The sequence below is a fragment of the Rubrivivax rivuli genome, assembly GCF_004016505.1.
Lineage (GTDB): Bacteria > Pseudomonadota > Gammaproteobacteria > Burkholderiales > Burkholderiaceae_C > Rubrivivax > Rubrivivax rivuli.
Genome location: NZ_SACR01000002.1, coordinates 566,808 through 585,627, shown reverse-complemented (window position 1 = coordinate 585,627; position 18,820 = coordinate 566,808). Strand labels below are relative to the sequence as shown.

General features: G+C 72.4%; 19 protein-coding genes. 10 read left to right on the top strand and 9 right to left on the bottom strand.

Annotated elements, in window-relative coordinates:
* Positions 1-6 precede the first annotated feature (6 nt).
* The gene (locus tag EOE66_RS07170) at positions 7-903 is read right to left on the bottom strand and encodes a 5'-nucleotidase (protein WP_128228288.1); all 897 of its coding nucleotides are present in this window, start codon (positions 901-903) and stop codon (positions 7-9) included.
* An 87-nt stretch (positions 904-990) separates the two neighbouring features.
* Here EOE66_RS07170 and EOE66_RS07165 point away from each other — a divergent pair, with 87 nt between their 5' ends.
* From EOE66_RS07165 to ydiK, 5 genes are read left to right on the top strand one after another with little or no spacing between them, the layout of a single operon-like run.
* Positions 991-1,548, top strand: coding sequence for a DUF2796 domain-containing protein (locus tag EOE66_RS07165; protein WP_128227976.1), 558 nt, complete (start codon positions 991-993; stop codon positions 1,546-1,548).
* Between the two features lie 16 nt (positions 1,549-1,564).
* Positions 1,565-2,248: an ATP-binding cassette domain-containing protein gene (locus EOE66_RS07160; RefSeq protein WP_128227975.1), complete on the top strand. Its 684-nt coding sequence runs from the start codon at positions 1,565-1,567 to the stop codon at positions 2,246-2,248.
* Complete coding sequence (locus tag EOE66_RS07155; protein WP_128227974.1) at positions 2,245-3,537, top strand: ABC transporter permease; 1,293 nt, start codon at positions 2,245-2,247, stop codon at positions 3,535-3,537. The genes EOE66_RS07160 and EOE66_RS07155 overlap by 4 nt, the downstream gene beginning before the upstream one ends.
* Positions 3,538-3,578: 41 nt before the next feature.
* Positions 3,579-4,193 (top strand): DUF3299 domain-containing protein, encoded by a 615-nt coding sequence (locus tag EOE66_RS07150; protein WP_128227973.1) that lies wholly within the window; start codon positions 3,579-3,581, stop codon positions 4,191-4,193.
* Between the two features lie 46 nt (positions 4,194-4,239).
* Entirely contained in the window at positions 4,240-5,319 is a 1,080-nt protein-coding gene (gene ydiK, locus EOE66_RS07145) for an AI-2E family transporter YdiK (RefSeq protein ID WP_128227972.1), read from the top strand.
* Positions 5,320-5,337: 18 nt separating this feature from the next.
* Here ydiK and EOE66_RS07140 read toward each other — a convergent pair whose 3' ends face one another.
* From EOE66_RS07140 to tal, 3 genes are read right to left on the bottom strand one after another with little or no spacing between them, the layout of a single operon-like run.
* Positions 5,338-5,970, bottom strand: coding sequence for an HAD family hydrolase (locus tag EOE66_RS07140; RefSeq protein WP_245478942.1), 633 nt, complete (start codon positions 5,968-5,970; stop codon positions 5,338-5,340).
* Positions 5,967-7,550 carry a glucose-6-phosphate isomerase gene (pgi, locus tag EOE66_RS07135; RefSeq protein ID WP_128227971.1) on the bottom strand — a complete coding sequence of 528 codons (1,584 nt, stop codon included), beginning with the start codon at positions 7,548-7,550 and terminating at the stop codon, positions 5,967-5,969. Before pgi ends, EOE66_RS07140 begins: the two co-directional genes overlap by 4 nt.
* A complete protein-coding gene (gene tal, locus EOE66_RS07130; protein WP_128227970.1) occupies positions 7,547-8,500 on the bottom strand; it encodes a transaldolase in 954 nt (317 codons plus the stop codon). The genes pgi and tal overlap by 4 nt, the downstream gene beginning before the upstream one ends.
* Positions 8,501-8,710: 210 nt before the next feature.
* On the opposite strand from tal, the gene EOE66_RS07125 reads away from it, so the two are divergent.
* The 4 genes from EOE66_RS07125 to EOE66_RS07110 all read left to right on the top strand — a co-directional run bounded on the left by EOE66_RS07125 (position 8,711) and on the right by EOE66_RS07110 (position 13,587).
* A complete protein-coding gene (locus EOE66_RS07125) occupies positions 8,711-10,072 on the top strand; it encodes a hypothetical protein (RefSeq protein WP_128227969.1) in 1,362 nt (453 codons plus the stop codon).
* 191 nt (positions 10,073-10,263) lie between these two features.
* Positions 10,264-11,823 (top strand): methyl-accepting chemotaxis protein, encoded by a 1,560-nt coding sequence (locus EOE66_RS07120; protein WP_128227968.1) that lies wholly within the window; start codon positions 10,264-10,266, stop codon positions 11,821-11,823.
* A gap of 44 nt (positions 11,824-11,867) precedes the next feature.
* Positions 11,868-12,515: a trimeric intracellular cation channel family protein gene (locus EOE66_RS07115; protein WP_128227967.1), complete on the top strand. Its 648-nt coding sequence runs from the start codon at positions 11,868-11,870 to the stop codon at positions 12,513-12,515.
* 37 nt (positions 12,516-12,552) lie between these two features.
* The gene (locus tag EOE66_RS07110; protein WP_128227966.1) at positions 12,553-13,587 is read left to right on the top strand and encodes a Gfo/Idh/MocA family protein; all 1,035 of its coding nucleotides are present in this window, start codon (positions 12,553-12,555) and stop codon (positions 13,585-13,587) included.
* Between the two features lie 40 nt (positions 13,588-13,627).
* On the opposite strand, the gene EOE66_RS07105 is transcribed toward EOE66_RS07110, so the two are convergent.
* The 4 genes from EOE66_RS07105 to EOE66_RS07090 form a co-directional block, all read right to left on the bottom strand.
* Positions 13,628-14,311 carry a PEP-CTERM sorting domain-containing protein gene (locus EOE66_RS07105; RefSeq protein ID WP_128227965.1) on the bottom strand — a complete coding sequence of 228 codons (684 nt, stop codon included), beginning with the start codon at positions 14,309-14,311 and terminating at the stop codon, positions 13,628-13,630.
* Between the two features lie 213 nt (positions 14,312-14,524).
* Positions 14,525-15,838, bottom strand: coding sequence for a glycerate kinase type-2 family protein (locus EOE66_RS07100; protein ID WP_128227964.1), 1,314 nt, complete (start codon positions 15,836-15,838; stop codon positions 14,525-14,527).
* Positions 15,835-16,323, bottom strand: coding sequence for a cupin domain-containing protein (locus EOE66_RS07095; protein WP_128227963.1), 489 nt, complete (start codon positions 16,321-16,323; stop codon positions 15,835-15,837). The genes EOE66_RS07100 and EOE66_RS07095 overlap by 4 nt, the downstream gene beginning before the upstream one ends.
* Before the next feature lie 28 nt (positions 16,324-16,351).
* Complete coding sequence (locus tag EOE66_RS07090; RefSeq protein WP_128227962.1) at positions 16,352-17,623, bottom strand: class I SAM-dependent methyltransferase; 1,272 nt, start codon at positions 17,621-17,623, stop codon at positions 16,352-16,354.
* A 108-nt stretch (positions 17,624-17,731) separates the two neighbouring features.
* On the opposite strand from EOE66_RS07090, the gene EOE66_RS07085 reads away from it, so the two are divergent.
* A complete protein-coding gene (locus EOE66_RS07085) occupies positions 17,732-18,145 on the top strand; it encodes a diacylglycerol kinase (RefSeq protein WP_128227961.1) in 414 nt (137 codons plus the stop codon).
* A gap of 21 nt (positions 18,146-18,166) precedes the next feature.
* Here the strand turns inward: EOE66_RS07085 and EOE66_RS07080 are convergent, their stop codons facing one another.
* Positions 18,167-18,817 carry a YecA/YgfB family protein gene (locus EOE66_RS07080; protein ID WP_128227960.1) on the bottom strand — a complete coding sequence of 217 codons (651 nt, stop codon included), beginning with the start codon at positions 18,815-18,817 and terminating at the stop codon, positions 18,167-18,169.
* Positions 18,818-18,820 lie beyond the last annotated feature (3 nt).

Sequence of the window (18,820 nt, the reverse complement as noted above, 5' to 3'; positions counted from 1 at the left end):
GCGCGTTCAGGCGTTGCGCACGCCCGAGGCCACGTGCCCGGCAGGCACGTGGGGCGCGGCGTTCTCGATGTGGCCGGTCTGGTCGTCGAAGAAGAAGTCGGGCTCGAACTCGCGCAGGAAGCTGCCCTTGGGCAGGCCGCCCAGGAACATCGCCTCGTCGACATCGATCTGCCAGGCCATCAGCGTGCGGATGGCCCGTTCGTGCGCGGGCGCACTGCGCGCGGTGACCAGCGCGGTGCGCAGGCGCATGGCGGCCACGGGCTCGTTCTGCAGCCGGCGCAGCGCTTCCAGCAGCGGCTTGAAGGGGCCGGGGGCCAGCGGCGTGTCTGCGCGTTCGCGCTCGTGGCTCTGGAAGGCGCTCAGGCCTTCGGCCTGGAAGACGCGCTCGGCCTCGTCGCTGAAGAGCACGGCATCGCCGTCGAAGGCGATGCGCACCTCGGCCGGGTGCGCGGCGCTGGCGCGCGCGCTGTCGGGGTAGACGCGCGCGGCCGGCACGCCGGCGGCCAGGGCCTGGCGCACGTCGGCCTCGTTGGTGCTGAGAAAGAGGTTGGCCGCCAGCGGGCGCAGGTAGCGCCACGGCGGCTCGCCGCGCGTGAACACGCCGCGCTCGATGGGCAGGCCGTAGTGCTGGGCGGAACGGAACACGCGCATGCCCGAGACGGGGTCGTTGCGCGAGAGGATCACCACCTCCACGCGCGGCTGCCCGGCCGTGTTGAAGGCCAGCAGCTTGTTCACCAGCGAGAAGGCCACGCCGGGCCGCGCGGGCTGCTCCACACGCTGCAGCTGCAGTTGCATGTAGGCGCGGTCGTCACCGCTCTCGAAGATGCGGTTCTCCTCTTCGAAGTCGAAGAGTGCGCGCGAGGAGATGGCGACGACGAGCTGGCCGTCCAGGGTCATGGGCATGGTGCGCAGCATGCCATGGCAGCGCCCCTGCGCGCCGGCGGGTGAGAAGCGCACGGCACAATCCGCGCGCTTCCTGGAGCCCAGCCCATGCGCCTGCCCCGCCTCGCCCCGTCACCCGCCCTGTTCGCGGCCCTTGCGCTGTCCGCCGCCGTGCCCGCCTGGGCCGGCAAGGCCCACCAGCACGGCGTGGCCCAGCTGGACGTGGCGGTGGAACCGGGCCGGGTCACGCTGGACCTGCAGACGCCGCTGGATGGCCTGGTGGGCTTCGAGCGTGCGCCGCGCAACGACGCCGAGCGCGCGCGCGTGGAGGCCGCGCTGGCCCGGCTGCGCGATGCCGCAAGCCTGTTCCGCATCGACAGCGCCGCGGGCTGCACGCTGGCCAAGGTGACGCTGAACGCGCCCGTGCTCGGCGTGACGCCGGCGGGTACGGCCGCGCCGGCCGCACCCGCGAAGGGCGAGCACGCCGATCTGGACGGCCGCTTCGAGTTCAACTGCAAGGGCGATGCCCGGCCGGCTTTCGTCGAAGTGGGCCTTTTCGAGGCCTTCAGCGGCATGAAGCGCATCGAGCTGCGGCTGGTGCTGCCCAAGGGTCAGATGAAGGCCACGCTGGTGCGCCCCGCCACGCGCGTGGCGCTGGCGCGCTGAAGGGCCTGCCCGCACCGTGCTGCGACTGCAGGGCGTCTGTTTTGCGTGGCCCGGCGCAGCCACCGACTGCCTGGATATCGAGGCGCTGCACATCGCCGCCGGCCGCACGGTCTTCCTGCACGGCCCCAGCGGCTGCGGCAAGAGCACGCTGCTGGGGCTGATGGCCGGCGTGCTGGTGGCGCGCGCCGGCAGCGTTGAACTGCTGGGGCAGGACTGGGCCGCCCTCGGCGGTGGCCGGCGCGACGCCCGGCGTGTCGACCATGTCGGCGTGATCTTCCAGCAGTTCAACCTGCTGCCCTACCTCACGATGCTGGACAACGTGCTGCTGCCGACCCGTTTCTCGAAGGCGCGGGCCGCGCGCTGCGCCGGCGGCGCCGCCGCCGCTGCACGCAGCCTGCTGGAGCGCGTGGGCCTGCCAGCGCCGCTTTGGGCGCGCCGCGCCGACGCACTGAGCGTGGGCCAGCAGCAGCGTGTGGCCGCGGCGCGGGCGCTCATCGGCGCGCCCGAACTCGTGATCGCCGACGAGCCCACCTCGGCGCTCGACGCGGCGCGCCGAGATGACTTCATGGCGCTGCTGATGGACGCCTGCGCCGCGGCCGGCAGCACGCTGGTCTTCGTGAGCCACGACGAACGCCTGGCCGACCGCTTCGACGAGAAGCTCTCGCTGCCGGCGCTGAACCGCGCGCTCGCCACGGCATGAAGGCCTTGCTGCACATCGCGGCACGCAGCGCCTGGAACCGGCGCGGCACGCTGATGCTGGTGGTGCTGTCCATCGCGCTGGCCACGGCACTGCTGCTCGGTCTGGAGCGCCTGCGCACCGACGTGCGCAGCAGCTTCACCGCCGCCGTCAGCGGCACCGACCTCGTGGTGGGGGCGCGCACCGGGCCCGTTCAGCTGATGCTCTATGCGGTGTTCCGCGTCGGCGGCGCCACCAACAACATCCAGATAGACAGCGTGAAGGCCATCGCCGAGCACCGCGCCGTGCGCTGGGTGGTGCCCATCGCCTTGGGCGATTCGCACCGCGGCCATCCGGTGATCGGCACCACGCCGGCCTACTTCGAGCACTTCATGTACGGCGACCGCCAGCCCCTGGCGCTGCAGCAGGGCCGCGCCTTCAGCGGCACGCTGGACGGTCTGTACGAAGCCGTGCTCGGCGCCGAAGTGGCCGAGGCCCTGGGCTACACGCTGGGCCAGAAGATCACGCTCACGCACGGACTGGGCGCCGCACCCGGCGACCTGGCTGCGGAACATGCCGACAAGCCCTTCACGGTGGTGGGCATCCTCGCGCGCACGGGCACGCCGGTGGACCGCTCGGTGCATGTCAGCCTGCAGGCCATCGAGGCCATCCACCTCGACTGGGTGGGCGGCGCGCCGCTGCCCGCGGCCGCGGGCCTCAAGATCGCGCCGGAGTTCGCGCGCAAGTTCGACCTCGAGCCCAAGCAGGTCACGGCCGTGATGGTGGGCCTGAAGAGCCGTGCCGCGGTGTTCGCGGTGCAGCGTTTCGTGGCCAGCTACGAGCCCGAGCCCTTGCTGGCCGTGCTGCCCGGCGTGGCGCTGGACGAACTCTGGCAGGCCGTGGGCCTGGGCGAGAAGGCGCTGCTGGCCATCAGCGGCCTGGTGGCGCTGGTGAGCCTGGCCTCGCTGGTGGCCGTGGTGCTGGCCGGCCTGAACGAACGCCGACGCGAACTGGCCGTGCTGCGCGCCGTGGGCGCCGGCCCGCGCCAGGTGCTGGTGCTGCTGGCCACCGAGGGCGCGCTCGTCACGCTGTGCGGCGCGCTGCTGGGCGCGGCGCTGGCCGCCGCCGCGGTGCTGGCCGCCGGGCCCTGGGTGCAGCAGCGTTTCGGCATCGGCCTGCAGGCCGGCGCGCCCACGCCCGAGCAATGGGGCTTGTTCGCCGCCGTGCTGGCCGCGGGTATGCTCGCCAGCCTGGTGCCCGGGTGGCGGGCATACCGCCTCTCGCTGGCCGATGGCCTCTCGCCACGCACCTGATGCGCTGCCCCGTTTCTTGACCTTCTGAGACCCACCCGCCCATGCGCCGTCTGTTGCCCACCACCGCCTCAGCCGCCCTGGCCCTGATGCTGGCTGCCGCCACCGGCCCGGCCGCGGCCCAGCCCCAGGGTGTGCCGCTGATGAAGCCACCGATCGCGGCCACACCGCCGGCGGCCAAGACGCCACAGGCCCAGGCCTTCCGCACCATCACCTGGGAAGCGCTGGTGCCGAAGGACTGGGACCCCTTCGCCGAGTTCAAGGGCATCGACCTGGCCAGCATGCAGGACGGCGACCCGCGCACCAACGAACTGATGAAGCGCATGCGCGCGGTCTGGGACCGGGCGCCGGTGAACACCGCCCTGGTGGGGCAGCAGGTGCGCATTCCCGGTTTCGTGGTGCCGCTGGAAGACACGAAGGACGGCATCAAGGAGTTCCTGCTCGTGCCGTACTTCGGGGCCTGCGTGCACAGCCCGCCGCCGCCTTCGAACCAGATCATCCACGTGCTGCCGCAGTCGGCGGTGAAGAACGTGCGTTCGATGGACGCGGTGTGGATCACCGGCACGCTCACCAACGAGCAGACCGATTCCTACATGGGCGCTGCCAGCTGGCGGCTCAGCGCCGTGGGCGTGGTGCCCTACGAAGCGCCCAAACGCTGACGCACCGGCCGGGCCGCACCGCCGACCGAACGCCTGGCACACCCCCATGAGCGCCCGCCGCCCGCAAGACCTCACACGCGTCACCTTCGGCGTGCTCGTCATCGGCGTGCTGCTGGCGGCGGTGCTGTGGATCCTCAAGCCCTTCATCGGCCCGGCCATCTGGGCCACGATGGTGGTGGTGGCCACCTGGCCGGTGATGCTGCGCGCCCAGGCCCTGCTCGGCAACCGCCGCGGCCTGGCCGTCACGGCCATGACGCTGCTGCTGCTGCTGCTGTTCGTGGTGCCGCTGACGATGGCCATCGTCACCATCGTGGGCAACGCCGACCGCCTGGCCGGGTGGGCCAAGCTCGCAGCCGACTACCACTTGCCCGAAAGCCCGCCCGCCTGGCTGCTGAACCTGCCGGTGCTGGGCGGGCTGGTCGAGCGCCTCTGGGAGCAGGCCACCGCGCTGGGCGTGCGCGATCTGCTGCCGCGCCTGTCGCCTTATGCCGGTGGCCTGACGCGGTGGTTTGTCGACCAGGTCGGCAACGTCGGCTTCCTCACCCTGCAGTTCCTGCTGACGGTGGTGATCGCGGCCGTGCTCTACGCCACGGGTGAAGACGCGGCGCGCCTCGTGAAGCGGTTTGCCGGGCGGCTGGGGGGGCAGCGTGGTGTGGAGGTGGTGGCCCTGGCCGGCGGCGCCATCCGTGGCGTGGCGCTGGGCGTCGGTGTCACGGCCCTGGTGCAGGCGGTGCTGTCGGGCCTGGCGCTGGCACTGGCCGGCGTGCCGTTCGCGGGGCTGCTCACGGCCGTGATCTTCATGTTCTGCATCGCGCAGGTAGGGCCCATTCCCGTGCTGGTGCCGGCGGTGGCCTGGGCCTTCTGGAATGACAGCACGGGCTGGGGCATCTTCCTCATCGTCGCCACCGTGCTCATCGCCAACCTCGACAACGTGCTGCGCCCCGTGCTCATCCGCATGGGGGCCGATCTCTCGCTGCTGCTCATCTTCGGCGGCGTCATCGGCGGCCTGGTGGCCTTCGGCCTGGTGGGCATCTTCGTCGGCCCGGTGGTGCTGGCCGTGGCCTGGAAGCTGCTGGAGGCCTGGATGGACGACGGCGACAAGCCCCAGCCGGGCTGGCGCGACTGAACCGCGCCCGCAGGGCCGCTAGAGCCAGCCGGCCGCGCGAAGTTCGGCCTCGGCCTGTGCCGCGTGGTGGAACACCCGGCCGTGCCAGCCCAAGGCGCGCGCCGCCTCGATGTTGGGCGGGTGGTCGTCGAGGAAGACGAGTTCGCTCACCGGGTGCCCGAAACGCTGCGCCGCGATCTCGTAGATGGCCGGCTCGGGCTTGTTGTGGTGCACGCGCCCGCTGAACACGCCGTCGCTGAAGAGGCGCAGGAAGCCGTGTGTCGCCTCCAGGTGGTCGGCCATGGGTGCCGGCATGTTCGAGAGGTAGTAAAGGCGCCGCCCGGCGGCATGCAGCCGCTCGATCAGCGCCACGGTCTCGGGCAGCGGCGTCAGTGACAGCGGCACGGCCTGCACCACGCGCTGCACCTCGGCCTGGTGCAGGCCGGTGCGCGCGGCGATGCGCTGCACCAGCTCGGCCGGGCTGACGGTGCCACGGTCGTACTCGCCCCAGTCGCCGCCGTAGCTCTGGAAGATCTGCGCCACCCAGTGCGCCGCGGCGGTGCTGTCGGTGGCCCGCTCGGGCAGCACCTGCTGCAGCACGGCCGCTGGCTCCCAGCGGAAGACCACGCGGCCAAAGTCGAAGACGAACTTCTTCGCAGACAGCGCGCTCATGCCGTCAGGCGCCGCAGCAGCCCGGCGGTGGAGGCGTCCAGCCCTGCCGTGTCGCCGCTGGCCAGGCGTGGCAGAAGCTGGTTGCACAGCGCCTTGCCCAGCTCCACGCCCCACTGGTCGAAGCTGTTGATGCCCCAGAGCGCGCCGCTGGTGAAGACGCGGTGTTCGTACATCGCCACCAGCGCGCCCAGGCTGCGCGGCGTCAGCGCTTCCAGCACGAAGGTGGTGCTGGGCCGGTTGCCGGGGAAGCTGCGGTGCTGCGCCAGCACCTCGGGCGCGATGCTGGCGCTGGCCGTGGGCGCCTTCTCGGTGGCGGCCTCGGCCGCCGTCTTGCCCAGCATCAGCGCCTGGCTCTGCGCCAGGCAGTTGGCCAGCAGCTTGTGGTGCTGGCCGGCCCAGGGGTGGCTGGGCGTCTTCACGGCGATGAACTCCACCGGGATGACGTCGGTGCCCTGGTGCAGCATCTGGAAGTAGGCGTGCTGGCCGTTGGTGCCGGGCTCGCCCCACACCACCGGGCTGGTGCCGAAGGGCAGGGCGGCGCCGTGCACGTCGACGCGCTTGCCGTTGCTTTCCATCTCCAGCTGCTGCAGGTAGGCCGGCAGGCGCGCCAGGCCCTGGTGGTAGGGCGCCACGCTGCGGCTGCCGAAGCCGTGGAAGTTGCGGTACCAGAGGTCCAGCAGGCCCAGAAGCGCCGGCAGGTTCCTTTCCAGCGGGGCTTCGGCGAAGTGGCGGTCCATCGCGTGCGCGCCGGCCAGCAGTTCACGGAAGTTCGCGCTGCCGATGGCGATGGCGATGGGCAGGCCGATCGCGCTCCACAGCGAGTAGCGGCCGCCCACCCAGTCCCAGAAGCCGAAGGTGGTGCTGATGCCGAAAGCTGCGGCCGCCTCGATGTTGGTGGTGGTGGCCACGAAGTGGCGCGAGATGGCGTGGCCGCCGGCGCTGAGGAACCAGTCGCGCGCGGCCTGCGCGTTGGCCATGGTCTCCTGCGTCGTGAAGGTCTTGCTGGCGACGATGAACAGCGTCTTGTTCGGGTCCAGGCGCTGCAGCAGCGGCGCGAGGTCGTGGCCGTCGACGTTGCTCACGAAGTGCAGGCGCTGGCCCGAGTGCGTGTAGCTCTCCAGCGCGCGCACCACCATCTGCGGGCCGAGGTCGCTGCCGCCGATGCCGATGTTGACGATGTCGGTGAAAGCCCAGTCGGCGCGCACGCCGTCGGCGTAGGCGAGCATGTGGTCGAGCACGCCATGCACGTCGTCGCTGAAGGGGGCCGTGCCCTGCGGTGCGCGCAGCGCGGTGTGCAGCACCGCGCGGCCCTCGGTGCCATTGACGGGCTCGCCGCGCAGCAGCGCGTCGCGCTGCGTTTCCAGGCCGCACTCGCGCGCGAGGTCGAGCAGGAAGTGCAGCGTGGCGGTGTCCAGCAGGTTCTTGCTGAGGTCGGCGTAGACCTCGGGGGCCTCGATGCCCATCGCGGTGTAGCGGCCGGCGTCGCGCGCGAAGGCCTCGCGCAGGTCGAAGCCCCGGCCATGGGCCTGGTAGTGGCCTTGCAGGGCGGCCCAGGCGGCCGTCTGGTCACACCGTTTCATGCGCGTGCCGCCTCGATGAGCTTGTCGAGCTTGCCCGCATCCACGGCGAAGGCGCGGATGCCTTCGGCGAGCTTCTCGGTCGCCATGGCGTCTTCGTTCAAGGCCCAGCGGAAGCTCTTTTCGTCGTGGTGCAGGGCCGGCAGCGCCAGGCTGCGCGCGGCCTCGGCGTCCAGTGCACGCGCCAGCGGTGCCGCGCTGCCCTGCAGCTGGGCCAGCAATTCGGGGCTGATGGTCAGCAGGTCGCAGCCGGCCAGCGCGGTGATCTGGCCCACGTTGCGGAAGCTGGCGCCCATCACCTGCGTCTCGATGCCGTGGCGCTTGTAGTGGTTGAAGATGGCGGTGACGCTCTTCACGCCGGGGTCGTTCGCGCCGGCCATGGCCGCTTCGTCCCAGGCGGTGCCGGCCTGCTTCTTGTACCAGTCGTAGATGCGGCCGACGAAGGGGCTGATCAGGCGCACGCCGGCATCACCGCAGGCCACGGCCTGGCAGAAGGCGAACAGCAGCGTGAGGTTGCAGCGGATGCCCTGGCGCTCCAGCACCTCGGCGGCGCGGATGCCTTCCCAGGTGGCCGCGATCTTGATCAGCACCCGCTCGCGGCCGATGCCTGCGGCTTCGTACAGGCCCATCAGCCGCTGCGCGCGCGCCACGGTGGCGGCGGTGTCGAAGCTCAGGCGCGCGTCGACCTCGGTGCTCACGCGGCCGGGCACCACCTTCAGGATCTCGCGGCCGAAGCGCACCAGCACCTCGTCGACGATGGCCTCCAGCGCAGCGCCGCGGTGCGCCGCCACGGTCTCGGCCAGCAGCGGCGCGTACTCGGGCTGCTGCACGGCCTTCAGGATGAGGCTGGGGTTGGTGGTGGCATCCTGCGGCGCGAAGGCCGCGAGCTGGTGGAAGTTGCCGGTGTCGGCCACCACGGTGGTGTGCTGCTTGAGCTGGTCGAGCTGGTTCATGACGGTGCAGGGTTGAAGCCAGCTTGGATTAGACCCGAGAGCGCGGCTTCGCCGGGAAATGGGCGGTGCCGGCCGGCCTGTTCATGCGATGGGTGCGTTGACAGCGCCGGGGGGGCCTGCGAAGGTGTGCATGGCCGTCAGGCGCCCGCCGGGTGGCCCTGTTCGCGCCTGAATCCGCACCTCGCCCCACGCTGACTGCCTGCCTTCGCGATGAGCCTGCCCGCCCTGCGCCTGCTGCCCGGTGCCGATGCCTCGGCGCCGGAAGCGGTGCGCCCGGCGCAGGCCGTGCGTGCGCCAGCGCTCCGGCTGGTGGTGGCCTGGCCGGCGGCGCCGGTGCCGGTGGTGGCGCGCCCCGCGCTCACACCCTTCATGCGGCGCTGCCTGCTGCTGGCCGCGCTGCTGCACGTGTGGCTGGTGCTGATGTTGGGCAACGCGCCGGGCGGCACAGCAGCGCCCGGGCAGGGCGTGGCCGGCACGCTCAACATCACCTTGCAGGGGCCGGTGACCCCGGGCGCGACACAAGAAGTGCTGCCGCCAGCGCCGGCCGTGCCCGAGGGGCCGACCGGTACTGGCACGCAGCCGCGCTGGGGTGGCCAGGTGCGCAGCGAGGCGCCGGCCGTGGCCGCCGAACCAGGCGCCGCCCAACTGGGCCGCTGGGCGGCCGAGCCGGGCCCCGCGGTCGTGCCGGCGCCGCCACCGCCCCCTGGGCGCGTGCTGGAAGAACGCAGCGCTGCCGAACCCGAAGCCGTGGCCATCCCCGAGCCGCCAGCCCTGGCCGCCGTGCCCATGCCCGTGCCGGTACCGACCGCGTCGCCTGAACCGGCACCGGCTCCGCCCCTGGCCCAGGCGGTTCCGGCCGCCAACCCGGCAGCCCCGGCCGCGGTGGCGCCCCAGCCCGTGCCGGCCGAACGCAGCCTGCAGGCGCCCGCCGTGCGTGCCGGTGCGGCAGCCCTGGCACCGATCGAACCCCTGGCCCCGGCGGCAGCCTTGCCTGTGCTGCCCACCGAGCTGCCGCCCACGGCCGCCCCGCTGCAGCGCCTGGCCAGGCCTGCCGTGCCCGCCCCTGCGGCGGCGACCGTGGCGCCGACCCTGGCGCCGACCCTGGCGCCGATAGCCGCCGAACCCCTGGCTGCGGCACCGGCCCGGCTGGCGCCGCCGGCCCTGCCGGCCCAGGCCGTGCCGATGGCCGCAGCGGAGCCGGCGCCAGGCGCTGCCGTGCCGGGCGCCGCGCCTGGCAGCCCGCCTTCACGGCCACCGCTGAAAACCGGGCAACCCGATGCCGGCGCCCAGCTGGGCCGCGATGTCGCCACCCCCCCGGCTCCCGCGGCCAGCGTGCCACCGCGCCTGAACTTGACGCTGCAGCGCCCCCGGGGCGGCGAGCTCTCGCGCGGGCGCAGCGCGGGCGCGCTGCCGGTGCTGCCCCGCCCGCCGGAGGTGGACGAGAAGCTCGGCCGCGACATCGCCAAGTCGGCCCGGGCCGACTGCCGCGAGGCCTACCGCGGCGGCGGCCTGGCCGCCGCCTTGCCGCTGCTGGCCGATGCGGTCAAGCCGGACAGCGGCTGCAAGTGGTGAGCGCCGTCGGAGGGCGCATGAGCGACGAAAAATGTCGCATAAAGAATATAAATAGACGGCATAAATATCAATTGAATCAATTGAAGGCCGTGAAACCCTAAACTCCGGGGGCGACTTCGCAGGTGCCGCTGGCCCCTTCGTGAGCGTCCGCACAGGGCGGTTGCCCTGAAGCCTTGCCTCCTGGAGTACCCATGCGCGCCGTGTCCCGTCTGAGCTTCGCCGCCCGTCTGTACCTGATGACCGCGCTTGTCAGCCTCGCGCTGGTGGCGATGGCGCTGACGGCGCATGTCAAGCTCAGCGCTGTGGTGGCTGCCGCGCACCACACCGGCACCACCCGCATCCCGCAGCTGGACCAGATCGCGAAGCTGGAACTGGGGGTCACCCGCGTCTCGCTGCAATTGCGCCATGCCTTGCTGGTGCGCAACGCGGCGGAACTCGAAGCCACGCTGCAGGCCATCGGCCGGCTGCGGCAGGACATTGCGGGCCACCAGCAGGCCTACGAGAAGGGCCTGTTCACGGCCGCTGGTCGCGAGCGCTACGCCGCGCTGCCGCCCGCGATGGCCGCGTTCTGGCGCGAGGGCGAGGCCAACATCGCCCTCATCCGCGAAGGCCGGAAGGACGAGGCCTTTGCCCACCTCGTCGAACGCACCATGCCTGCGCGCGACGCGCTGGTCTCGGTGCTGGGCGCCACGCTGCGCTACCAGGAAGAGGCCTTGGCCGCCGACATCGAAACGGTGGCCGGCCGCGTCGACGCCACCTTGCAGCTGCTGGAAGGGCTGGTGCTGCTGATCACCTGCGGGCTGGTGGCGGCCAGTTGGCGCCTGGCCCGCGCGTTGCGCCGGCGTGTTGCCCAGGCCCAGCGCGTGGCCGAGCAGGTGCGCGACGGCGACCTGAGCATCGCCCCTGACGACGCCCGCCGCGACGAGCTTTCGCCCCTGCTGCACGCGCTGCAGCAGATGCAGCGTTCGCTGGCCGACGTGGTGAGGCACGTGCGGGGCAACGCCGAGGGCGTGGCCACGGCCAGCGAGCAGATCGCCCAGGGCAACCTCGACCTGTCCTCGCGCACCGAAGAGCAGGCCGCGGCGCTGCAGCAGACCGCCGCCACGATGGACGAACTCGGCACCACCGTGCGCCACAACGCCGACAACGCGCAGCAGGCCAACGAACTTGCGCAACGGGCGTCGCGGGTGGCGGCGCGCGGCGGCGAGGTGGTGGGCCAGGTGGTCAGCACGATGACCGCCATCCACGAGGCCTCGCGCCGCATCGCCGACATCACCGCCGTCATCGACGGCATCGCCTTCCAGACCAACATCCTGGCCTTGAATGCGGCGGTGGAAGCGGCCCGCGCCGGTGAAGAAGGCCGTGGCTTCGCCGTGGTGGCCAGCGAAGTGCGCCACCTCGCGCAGCGCAGCGCGACGGCCGCGCGCGAGATCAAGGCGCTGATCGGCAGCAGCGTCGACCGGGTGGAACAAGGCACTTCGCTGGCGAGCGAAGCCGGGCAGAGGATGAGCGAGATCGTCGGCGCCATCGAGCGCGTGAACCAGATCGTGTCCGAGATCAGCGCCGCCAGCCGCGAGCAGAGCCATGGCGTGGGCCAGGTGGGCGAGGCCGTCAACCAGATGGACCGCGCCACGCAGCAGAACGCGGCGCTGGTGGAACAGTCGGCCGCCGCCGCCGAGAGCCTCAAGCAGCAGGCTGCGCGCATGGTGCAGGCGGTCGCTGTGTTCCGGCTGCAGGGCGGCCGCGCCTGAGGCACCGGCTGCGGGCCGTTGCGGGCAGCCGCTAAGCTGCTGCCATGCGCGAACCCGCCCTGTTGCCGCTGCTGCTGACCACACTGGAAGCCACCGCCACCGTCGCCTTTGCGCTCTCGGGCCTGATGGAGGCGGCGCGCAAGCGGCTCGACGCCGTGGGCGTGTGCGTCGTGGCGGGCCTGGCGGCCTTCGGCGGCGGCACGCTGCGCGACGTGCTGCTCGACCGCCGGCCCTTCTTCTGGGTGGAGCACGCCGGCTGGCTGTGGGCGCTGCTGGGCGGCTGCATCGTCGCGATGCTGCTGCTGCGCCGGCGTCACTTCGCGCCCACCGAGCGCGCCATGCAGTGGCCCGATGCCGTGGGCCTGGGCCTCTTCAGCGCGGGCGGCACGCAGCTGGCGCTGGCGCAGGGCCTGCCGGCCATCGTGGCCGTGTTGATGGGCGTGGTGACGGCGGTGTTCGGCGGCGTGCTGCGCGACATCGTCTGCAACGAGATCCCGAGCGCCTTCCGCGACCACCGGCCGTACGCCGTGTGCGCCTTCGCCGGGGGCTGGGTGCTGGTGGCGGCGCGCAGCCTCGGCCTGGACGACAGCGCCGCCGTGCTGCTGGCCGCAGCCGCCACCTTCGGCCTGCGCGCGCTGGCGCTGGCCACCGACTACCGCCTGCCGGCGTGGACCTCGGGGTCCGAACGGTGAGCCTGTCTTTGCCTTCCACCGAATCCGCCACCCGCCCATGAGCGACCTTGATTTCCGCTGGGGCCTGATCGGCCCGGGCGCCATCGCCCACCGCTTTGCCGAAGCCGTGCAGGGCCTGCCCGGCGCTCGCCTGGTGGCGGTGGCCGGGCGTGACGAAGCGCGCAGCCGTGCCTTCGCAGAACGTTGGAGCGGGCCCGCCCCCGTGGCGGCCTCGCCCAGCGTGGCCGCGCTGCTGTCGCGCGGCGACCTGGACGCCGTCTACATCGCCACGCCGCACAGCGCCCATGCCGAAGCGGTGCGGGCCTGCCTGCAGGCCGGCCTGCCGGTGCTGTGCGAGAAGCCGCTCGTGCCCACGCTGGCGCAGGCGCGGCCGCTGGTGGCGCTGGCGCGCGAGCGGGGCGTTTTCCTCATGGAGGCGCTGTGGTCGCGTTTCTTGCCGCTGTATGGCGAGATCGGCGCCTGGCTGCGCCGTGGCGACATCGGCCCCTTGCGGGCCGTGCACAGCAGCTTTGCCTTCCGGCTCGGTTTCGACCCGTCGCACCGCTGCTTCGCCCCTGCCCTGGCCGGCGGCGCGCTGCTGGACATCGGCGTCTACAACGTGGCGTTGTCGCGCTGGGCGCTGGAGCAGACCCTGGGCGCCTGCCCTGCGCTGACGGCCGTGCATGCGCAGGGCCTGCTGGCGCCCACGGGCGTGGACCAGCGCGTGAGTGCGCAACTCGTGTACGAAGGCGGCGCCGTGGTGCAGTTCTTCTGTGCCTTCGACAGCGAGGGCGACAACAGCCTGCACCTGCTGGGCGAGCGCGGCAGCATCGTCGTGCCGCAGGCTTTCTGGCAGGGCACGCGGGCGACGTTGGTGCGCCAGGACGGTGAGACGCGCAACGTGGAGCGGCCTTTCGAGATCAACGGTTTCGAAGGCGAGATCCGCGAGGCCATGCGCTGCGTGCGCGCCGGTCTGGTGGAAAGCCCGGGCATGCCGCACGCCGAGAGCTTGGCGCTGGTGGCCACGCTGGACCGGCTACGGGCGGCGGTGGGGGTGCGCTACCCGTTCGACAACGGTCAACTGGCGCCTTGACGGCAGCCGAAGGCCCGCGAGCCACCCGCCCGCAGGGCCTTCAGCCGGCATCGGCTGGCGTCCGCCGTCTGCCGCCGCGTGCCGTCAGCATCAGCCCGGCCAGGGCAGCGCCCACAAGCGCCAGGGCCGAAGGCTCCGGCACGGGCTGCGAGGGCGTCTGCACCGTGGGCGAGCTCATCTCGATCCGCGACGCGATGTCCATGTCCGGGAGGGCGGAGTACCCGCTGCCACCGTAGTTGGCGTAGAAGCGGCCGCCGTCGATTGCCGTGCCACCGACCGCGCTCAGCGAGAGCCGGCCTCCCGCCGTGTTCGTCACCAGGCCGGTGTCGACGCCGATGAAGTACTCCAGCCCCACGGTCAAGGTGAGATTTGGAGCAAAGAACAGATCGCCCGAGACGAGGTCCGCGGGCAGATCGTCGCTTTGCCACAGGACCGACCCGATGGGGGCATTCATGCCGACGGAGCTGTCGAACCCGATGGCCATCACCACCGCGCGGAAGAAGCCTGCACCGAATTGGATGTTGAGCGTGAACGAGTCGAGCCGCGTGCCGTCGGCCGTGAAACTGCCGCCGCCGACGCTTGCCGGATTCGCCGCAAACTGCGATTGCGAGTCCCAGCCGTAGGAGGGGGATGCCGATCGCGAATCGATGATGCCCGCTGCGCCGGGGCCGGCCAGCATCAGGAACAGGGCGCCAGCGGCGGCAGCGCGGGTGGTGAGGGGCATGTCAGACCTGTGGGTGATCGGTGGCGTGAAAGACGGCACCTGTCGTGGGCAGCGCCAGCGCCGTGCACTGGCGGACGCTAACACGCGCAGGGACGCATGGGTTCGAAGGCGGTGCCCGCGTTTGGGGGGCGGTCGAGCCGGAGGCTGGCGCGGGGCCAGTCCCACGCTGCTCGTGCCATCGCCGAGCACGCGGCGCGCACCCGATGGGGTCGTTCAGTTCACCAGCACCGCCCGGAAGTCGTTGACGTTGGTGTAGGTCGGCCCCGGCACCACCAGGTCGCCCAAGGCCGCGAAGAAGCTGTAGGCGTCGTGGCGGTCGAGGAACTCCGGCGGCTTCAGGCCCAGCGCCGCGGCGCGGGCCAGCGTGTCGGGGGTGACGATGGCGCCGGCGTTGTCTTCCAGGCCGTCGATGCCGTCGGTGTCGGCGGCCAGCACGTGCACGCCGGGCTGGCCCTGCAGTGCGATGGCGCAGCCGAGCAGGAACTCGGTGGCGCGCCCGCCCTTGCCACCCTGGCCTTGCACCGTGACCGTGGTCTCGCCGCCAGAAAGAATCACGCAGGGCTTCGCGAAGGGCGCGCCGCGCCGCGCCACCGCGCGCGCCAGCGCCGCCTGCACTTGGCCGACGACGCGGCTTTCGCCTTCCATTTCGTCACTGAGGATGTGCGCTTCCACACCGGCCGCGCGCGCGGCTTCGGCAGCCGCTTCCAGCGCCTGCTGCGGCGTGGCCAGCATGTGCACCTGGTGGCCGTGGAAGAGCGGGTCGCCGGGTTTGGGCGTTTCGAAGGCGCCGCTTTCCAGCCCCGCCAGCGCCGCCGGCGGCAGCGCGATGCCGTAACGGCGGCAGATGGCCAGCGCGTCGGCGCAGGTACTGGCGTCGGGCACGGTGGGGCCGCTGGCGATGACCTCGGGCGCGTCGCCGGGCACGTCGCTGATCAGCAGCGTCACCACGCGCGCCGGCGCGCACAGCGCGGCCAGGCGGCCGCCCTTGATGGCGCTCAGGTGCTTGCGCACGCAGTTCATCTCGTCGATGGCGGCGCCGCTCTTCAGCAGCGCGCGGTTGATGGCCTGCTTGTCTTCCAGCGTCAGCCCCGGCGCGGGCAGCGAGAGCAAGGCCGAGCCGCCGCCGCTGACGAGGCACAGCACGAGGTCGTGTTCGGTCAGACCCTGCACCATCGCCGCGATGCGCTGCGCGGCCTGGCGGCCGGCTTCGTCGGGCACGGGGTGGCGGGCTTCCACCACCTCGATGCGCCCCGGCCGGGCGCGGTAGGCCGGCGGCACGTGGTCGTAGCGCGTCACCACCAGGCCGCTGAGCGGCGCGGCAGCGGGCCAAAGTGCGTCCACGGCCGCCGCCATCGCACCGCCGGCCTTGCCCGCGCCGATGACCACCGTGCGGCCGCGCCGCGGGCCTTCGGTGTCGGGCGGTGGCGGCAGGTGCGCAGCGGTGTTCAGCGCCGGCAGCGCGCGCTGCACGGCGGTGTCGTAGAGGTGGCACAAAAAGGCGCGCGGGTCGTGCAGCGCAGCGCTCATCGCGGGGCGGGGTGCGTGGGATCCACCCAGGCGACCGTGGTGGGTTGTTCGACAGGGGTGATGTCGAGATTCACGGCCACGGCCTCGCCGTCGCTGCGGCAGAGCACGCACTCCAGCACCTCGGTGGCGCTGGCGTTGATCTCCTGGTGCGGCACGAAGGGCGGCACGTAGATGAAGTCGCCCGGGCCGGCCTCGGCGGTGAACTCGAGCCGCTCGCCCCAGCGCATGCGCGCGCGGCCCTTGATCACGTAGATCACGCTCTCCAGCGGCCCGTGGTGATGGGCGCCGGTCTTGGCGTCGGGGTGGATGTGCACCGTGCCGGCCCACAGCTTCTGCGCACCCACGCGCGCGAAGTTGATGGCGGCCTTGCGGTCCATGCCCGGCGTCTGCGCGGTGTTCGCGTCCAGCTGGTTGGCAGGCACCACGCGCACGCCGTCGTGCTGCCAGCGCGGGTGGTCGTGCGTGTGTTCGTGCGATTCGGCCATGGGTGGGTCTCCTTGTCGTTCTCGGGCTTCAGGCCTCGGCCTGCAGCAGCGTTTCCAGCGCCTGTTCGCGGATGCCGAAGAAGCGTTTGAGCTCGGCCACCTGCGCCAGTGCGGCCTCGCGCTGGCGCGCCGTGGCGGCGTTGGCCGGCCGCTTCACGGCCAGGATCATCTTGTTCTTGCGCGTGTGTTCCAGCGTGATGAACTCGAAGACCTGGGTGTCGTAGCCGCGTGCTTCCAGCAGCAGCGCGCGCAGGCTGTCGGTCAGCATCTCGGCCTGCTGTTCGGCGTGGATGCCGTGCTGGAACACCGGCCGCAGCGGGTGCGGGCTCAGCAGCTGCGGGCGGATCTGCTTGTGGCAGCAGGGGCTGCACAGGATGATCTCGGCGCCGGCCTGCAGGCCCAGGTGGATAGCGTGGTCGGTGGCGGTGTCGCAAGCGTGCAGCGCGATCATCACGTTCATCGCGCCGGGCTGGAAATCACGCACGTCGCCGGCCTCGAAGCGCAGGCCCTGCAGGCCCAGCCGCTGGATGCTGGCCTGGGCCTCTTGCACCAGATCCGGCCGCAGCTCCACGCCGTGCACCTCGGCCTGCACACCCAGCCCGTGCTGCAGCCAGTGGTGGATGGCAAACGTCAGGTAGCCGCGGCCGGCGCCGAAATCGGCCACCTTCACCACCGGCGCGCCGGCCAGCGGCGAGCGCTGCAGCGCGTGCGCAAACACCTCGACGAACTTGTTGATCTGCTTCCACTTGCGCGCCATCGCGGGCACCAGCGTGCCCTGCGGGGTGGTCACGCCCAACGCCGTGAGGAAGGGTGCCTGCAGGTCGATCCAGCGCTGCTTCTCGCGGTCGTGGCCGGCGGTCTCGGCGACGTCTGCCGCCGGGGGGGCCGCCGCAGACGCCGTGTGGCTGAACAGCGCCTTGCCGCGTTTGCTGATGGCCAGCTGGCTTTCGCCATCGGCCGCCAGCAGGTGCAGCTTGCGGAAGCCCGGCTTGCCGGCCAGCGTGGGCAGCAGCGCCCGGGCCTCGGCCAGCGGCAGGTTCTTCGTCACGTCGCGCGTGCGGTGGCTGTAGACGAGGCTCAGGCAGGCTTCGCCACGCAGCTGCAGCGGGCGCGCCGTGATGCGCTGCAGGTCTTCAGGCTGCACGCCTTCGGGCTGGGCCAGCACCAGCTTGTGCAGCCGGCCCTGGGCCAGCGCTTCGTCCACGCGCTGCCAGAAGCGCAGGCGCGCCTGCGCGCTGCGGGCGGCCTCGGCATCGTCGGCAGAGGGTGAGGGTGCGGCGGTGACGGCGTCTTCAGGCATCAGGGCGTGGGCGGGCCGGGCAGGGAGGGCAGGGGTTCGCCCGGCCGATTGTCTCTGTGTGCTGGTGCTACCCTGAAATGCTGTACCGCCCGCCGCCCAATAAGCCTCATGCCTGCACCCGCCCCGCCCACCAGCCCGCCGGCCGCCGCCTACAAGAGCCGCGGCGGCATCGGCCGCGTCTTCCGCGCGCTGCGTTACTCGTGGGCCGGCCTGCGCGCCGCGGTGCGCCACGAAGCCGCTTTCCGGCAAGAGCTGCTGCTGGCCGCGCCGCTGCTGGTGGCGGCGCCCTTCCTCGCGCCGGGGCGCTGGCAGTTGCTGGTGATGGTGGCCAGCGTGGTGGCGGTGCTGGTGGTGGAGCTGCTGAATTCGGCCATCGAGGCGCTGGCCGATGCCGTGTCGCTGGAGCTGCAGCCGCTGCTGGGCCGTGCGAAAGACCTGGGCAGCGCCGCCGTGCTGCTGACGCTGCTGGGCGTGCCCTTCACCTGGGGCCTGGTGCTGCTGCCCGCGCCGCCCTGGCGCTGAGGGCGGCGCTCAGGCCTGCGCTCAGGCCGCTAGCAGCGCCTGCAGGCGCAGCACGCCATCCGGCACGGCGCGGCTGAGGCGGTCCACGCAGGCCGGGTCGTCGAAGTCCAGCGGGTTGCCCTCGGCGTCGACCGCGGGCGTGTCCACGCCGTCCAGGCCGCCGCCCAGCTGCAGCAGCGGGGCCAGTGCGGGCTCGCCCCAGGGGCCGCCGCCGGGGGTGTCCCAGGCGCTGGGCCACAGGTCCACCGCCTGCAGGAAGCCGGCGCACCAGTCGCTGGCGTCGGCCCACTCGTCGGCGCCCTGTTCGGCGATGCTGAAGATGGGCTGCCAATCGTCGGGCCGCTGCAGCTCGGCCTGCACGTGGCGCAGGTGGCGCAGCAACTGCACCACGGTGTTCTTGCGCAGGCGCTTGCTGGCGAAGGGCTCGGCCGCGTCGTGGCCCTGCGGGCTGTCGCCGCCCCACACCTGGGGCAGCCACTCGGCGGTGGGCAGCTCGGCCAGCAGGCCGGCCGGGGCCACCGCCAGCGCGGTGAGGAAGCCGTCGGCGCCATCCAGGCTCATCACGCCGTCCTGCGTGGCCTGCAGCGTCTGCAGCAGGTGGTCGAGCGCCTGCAGTTCGTCGGGCTGCAGCGGGGTCAGCGGGGAAGCGGGGTCGTAGCGCGGGTAGTCCATGCC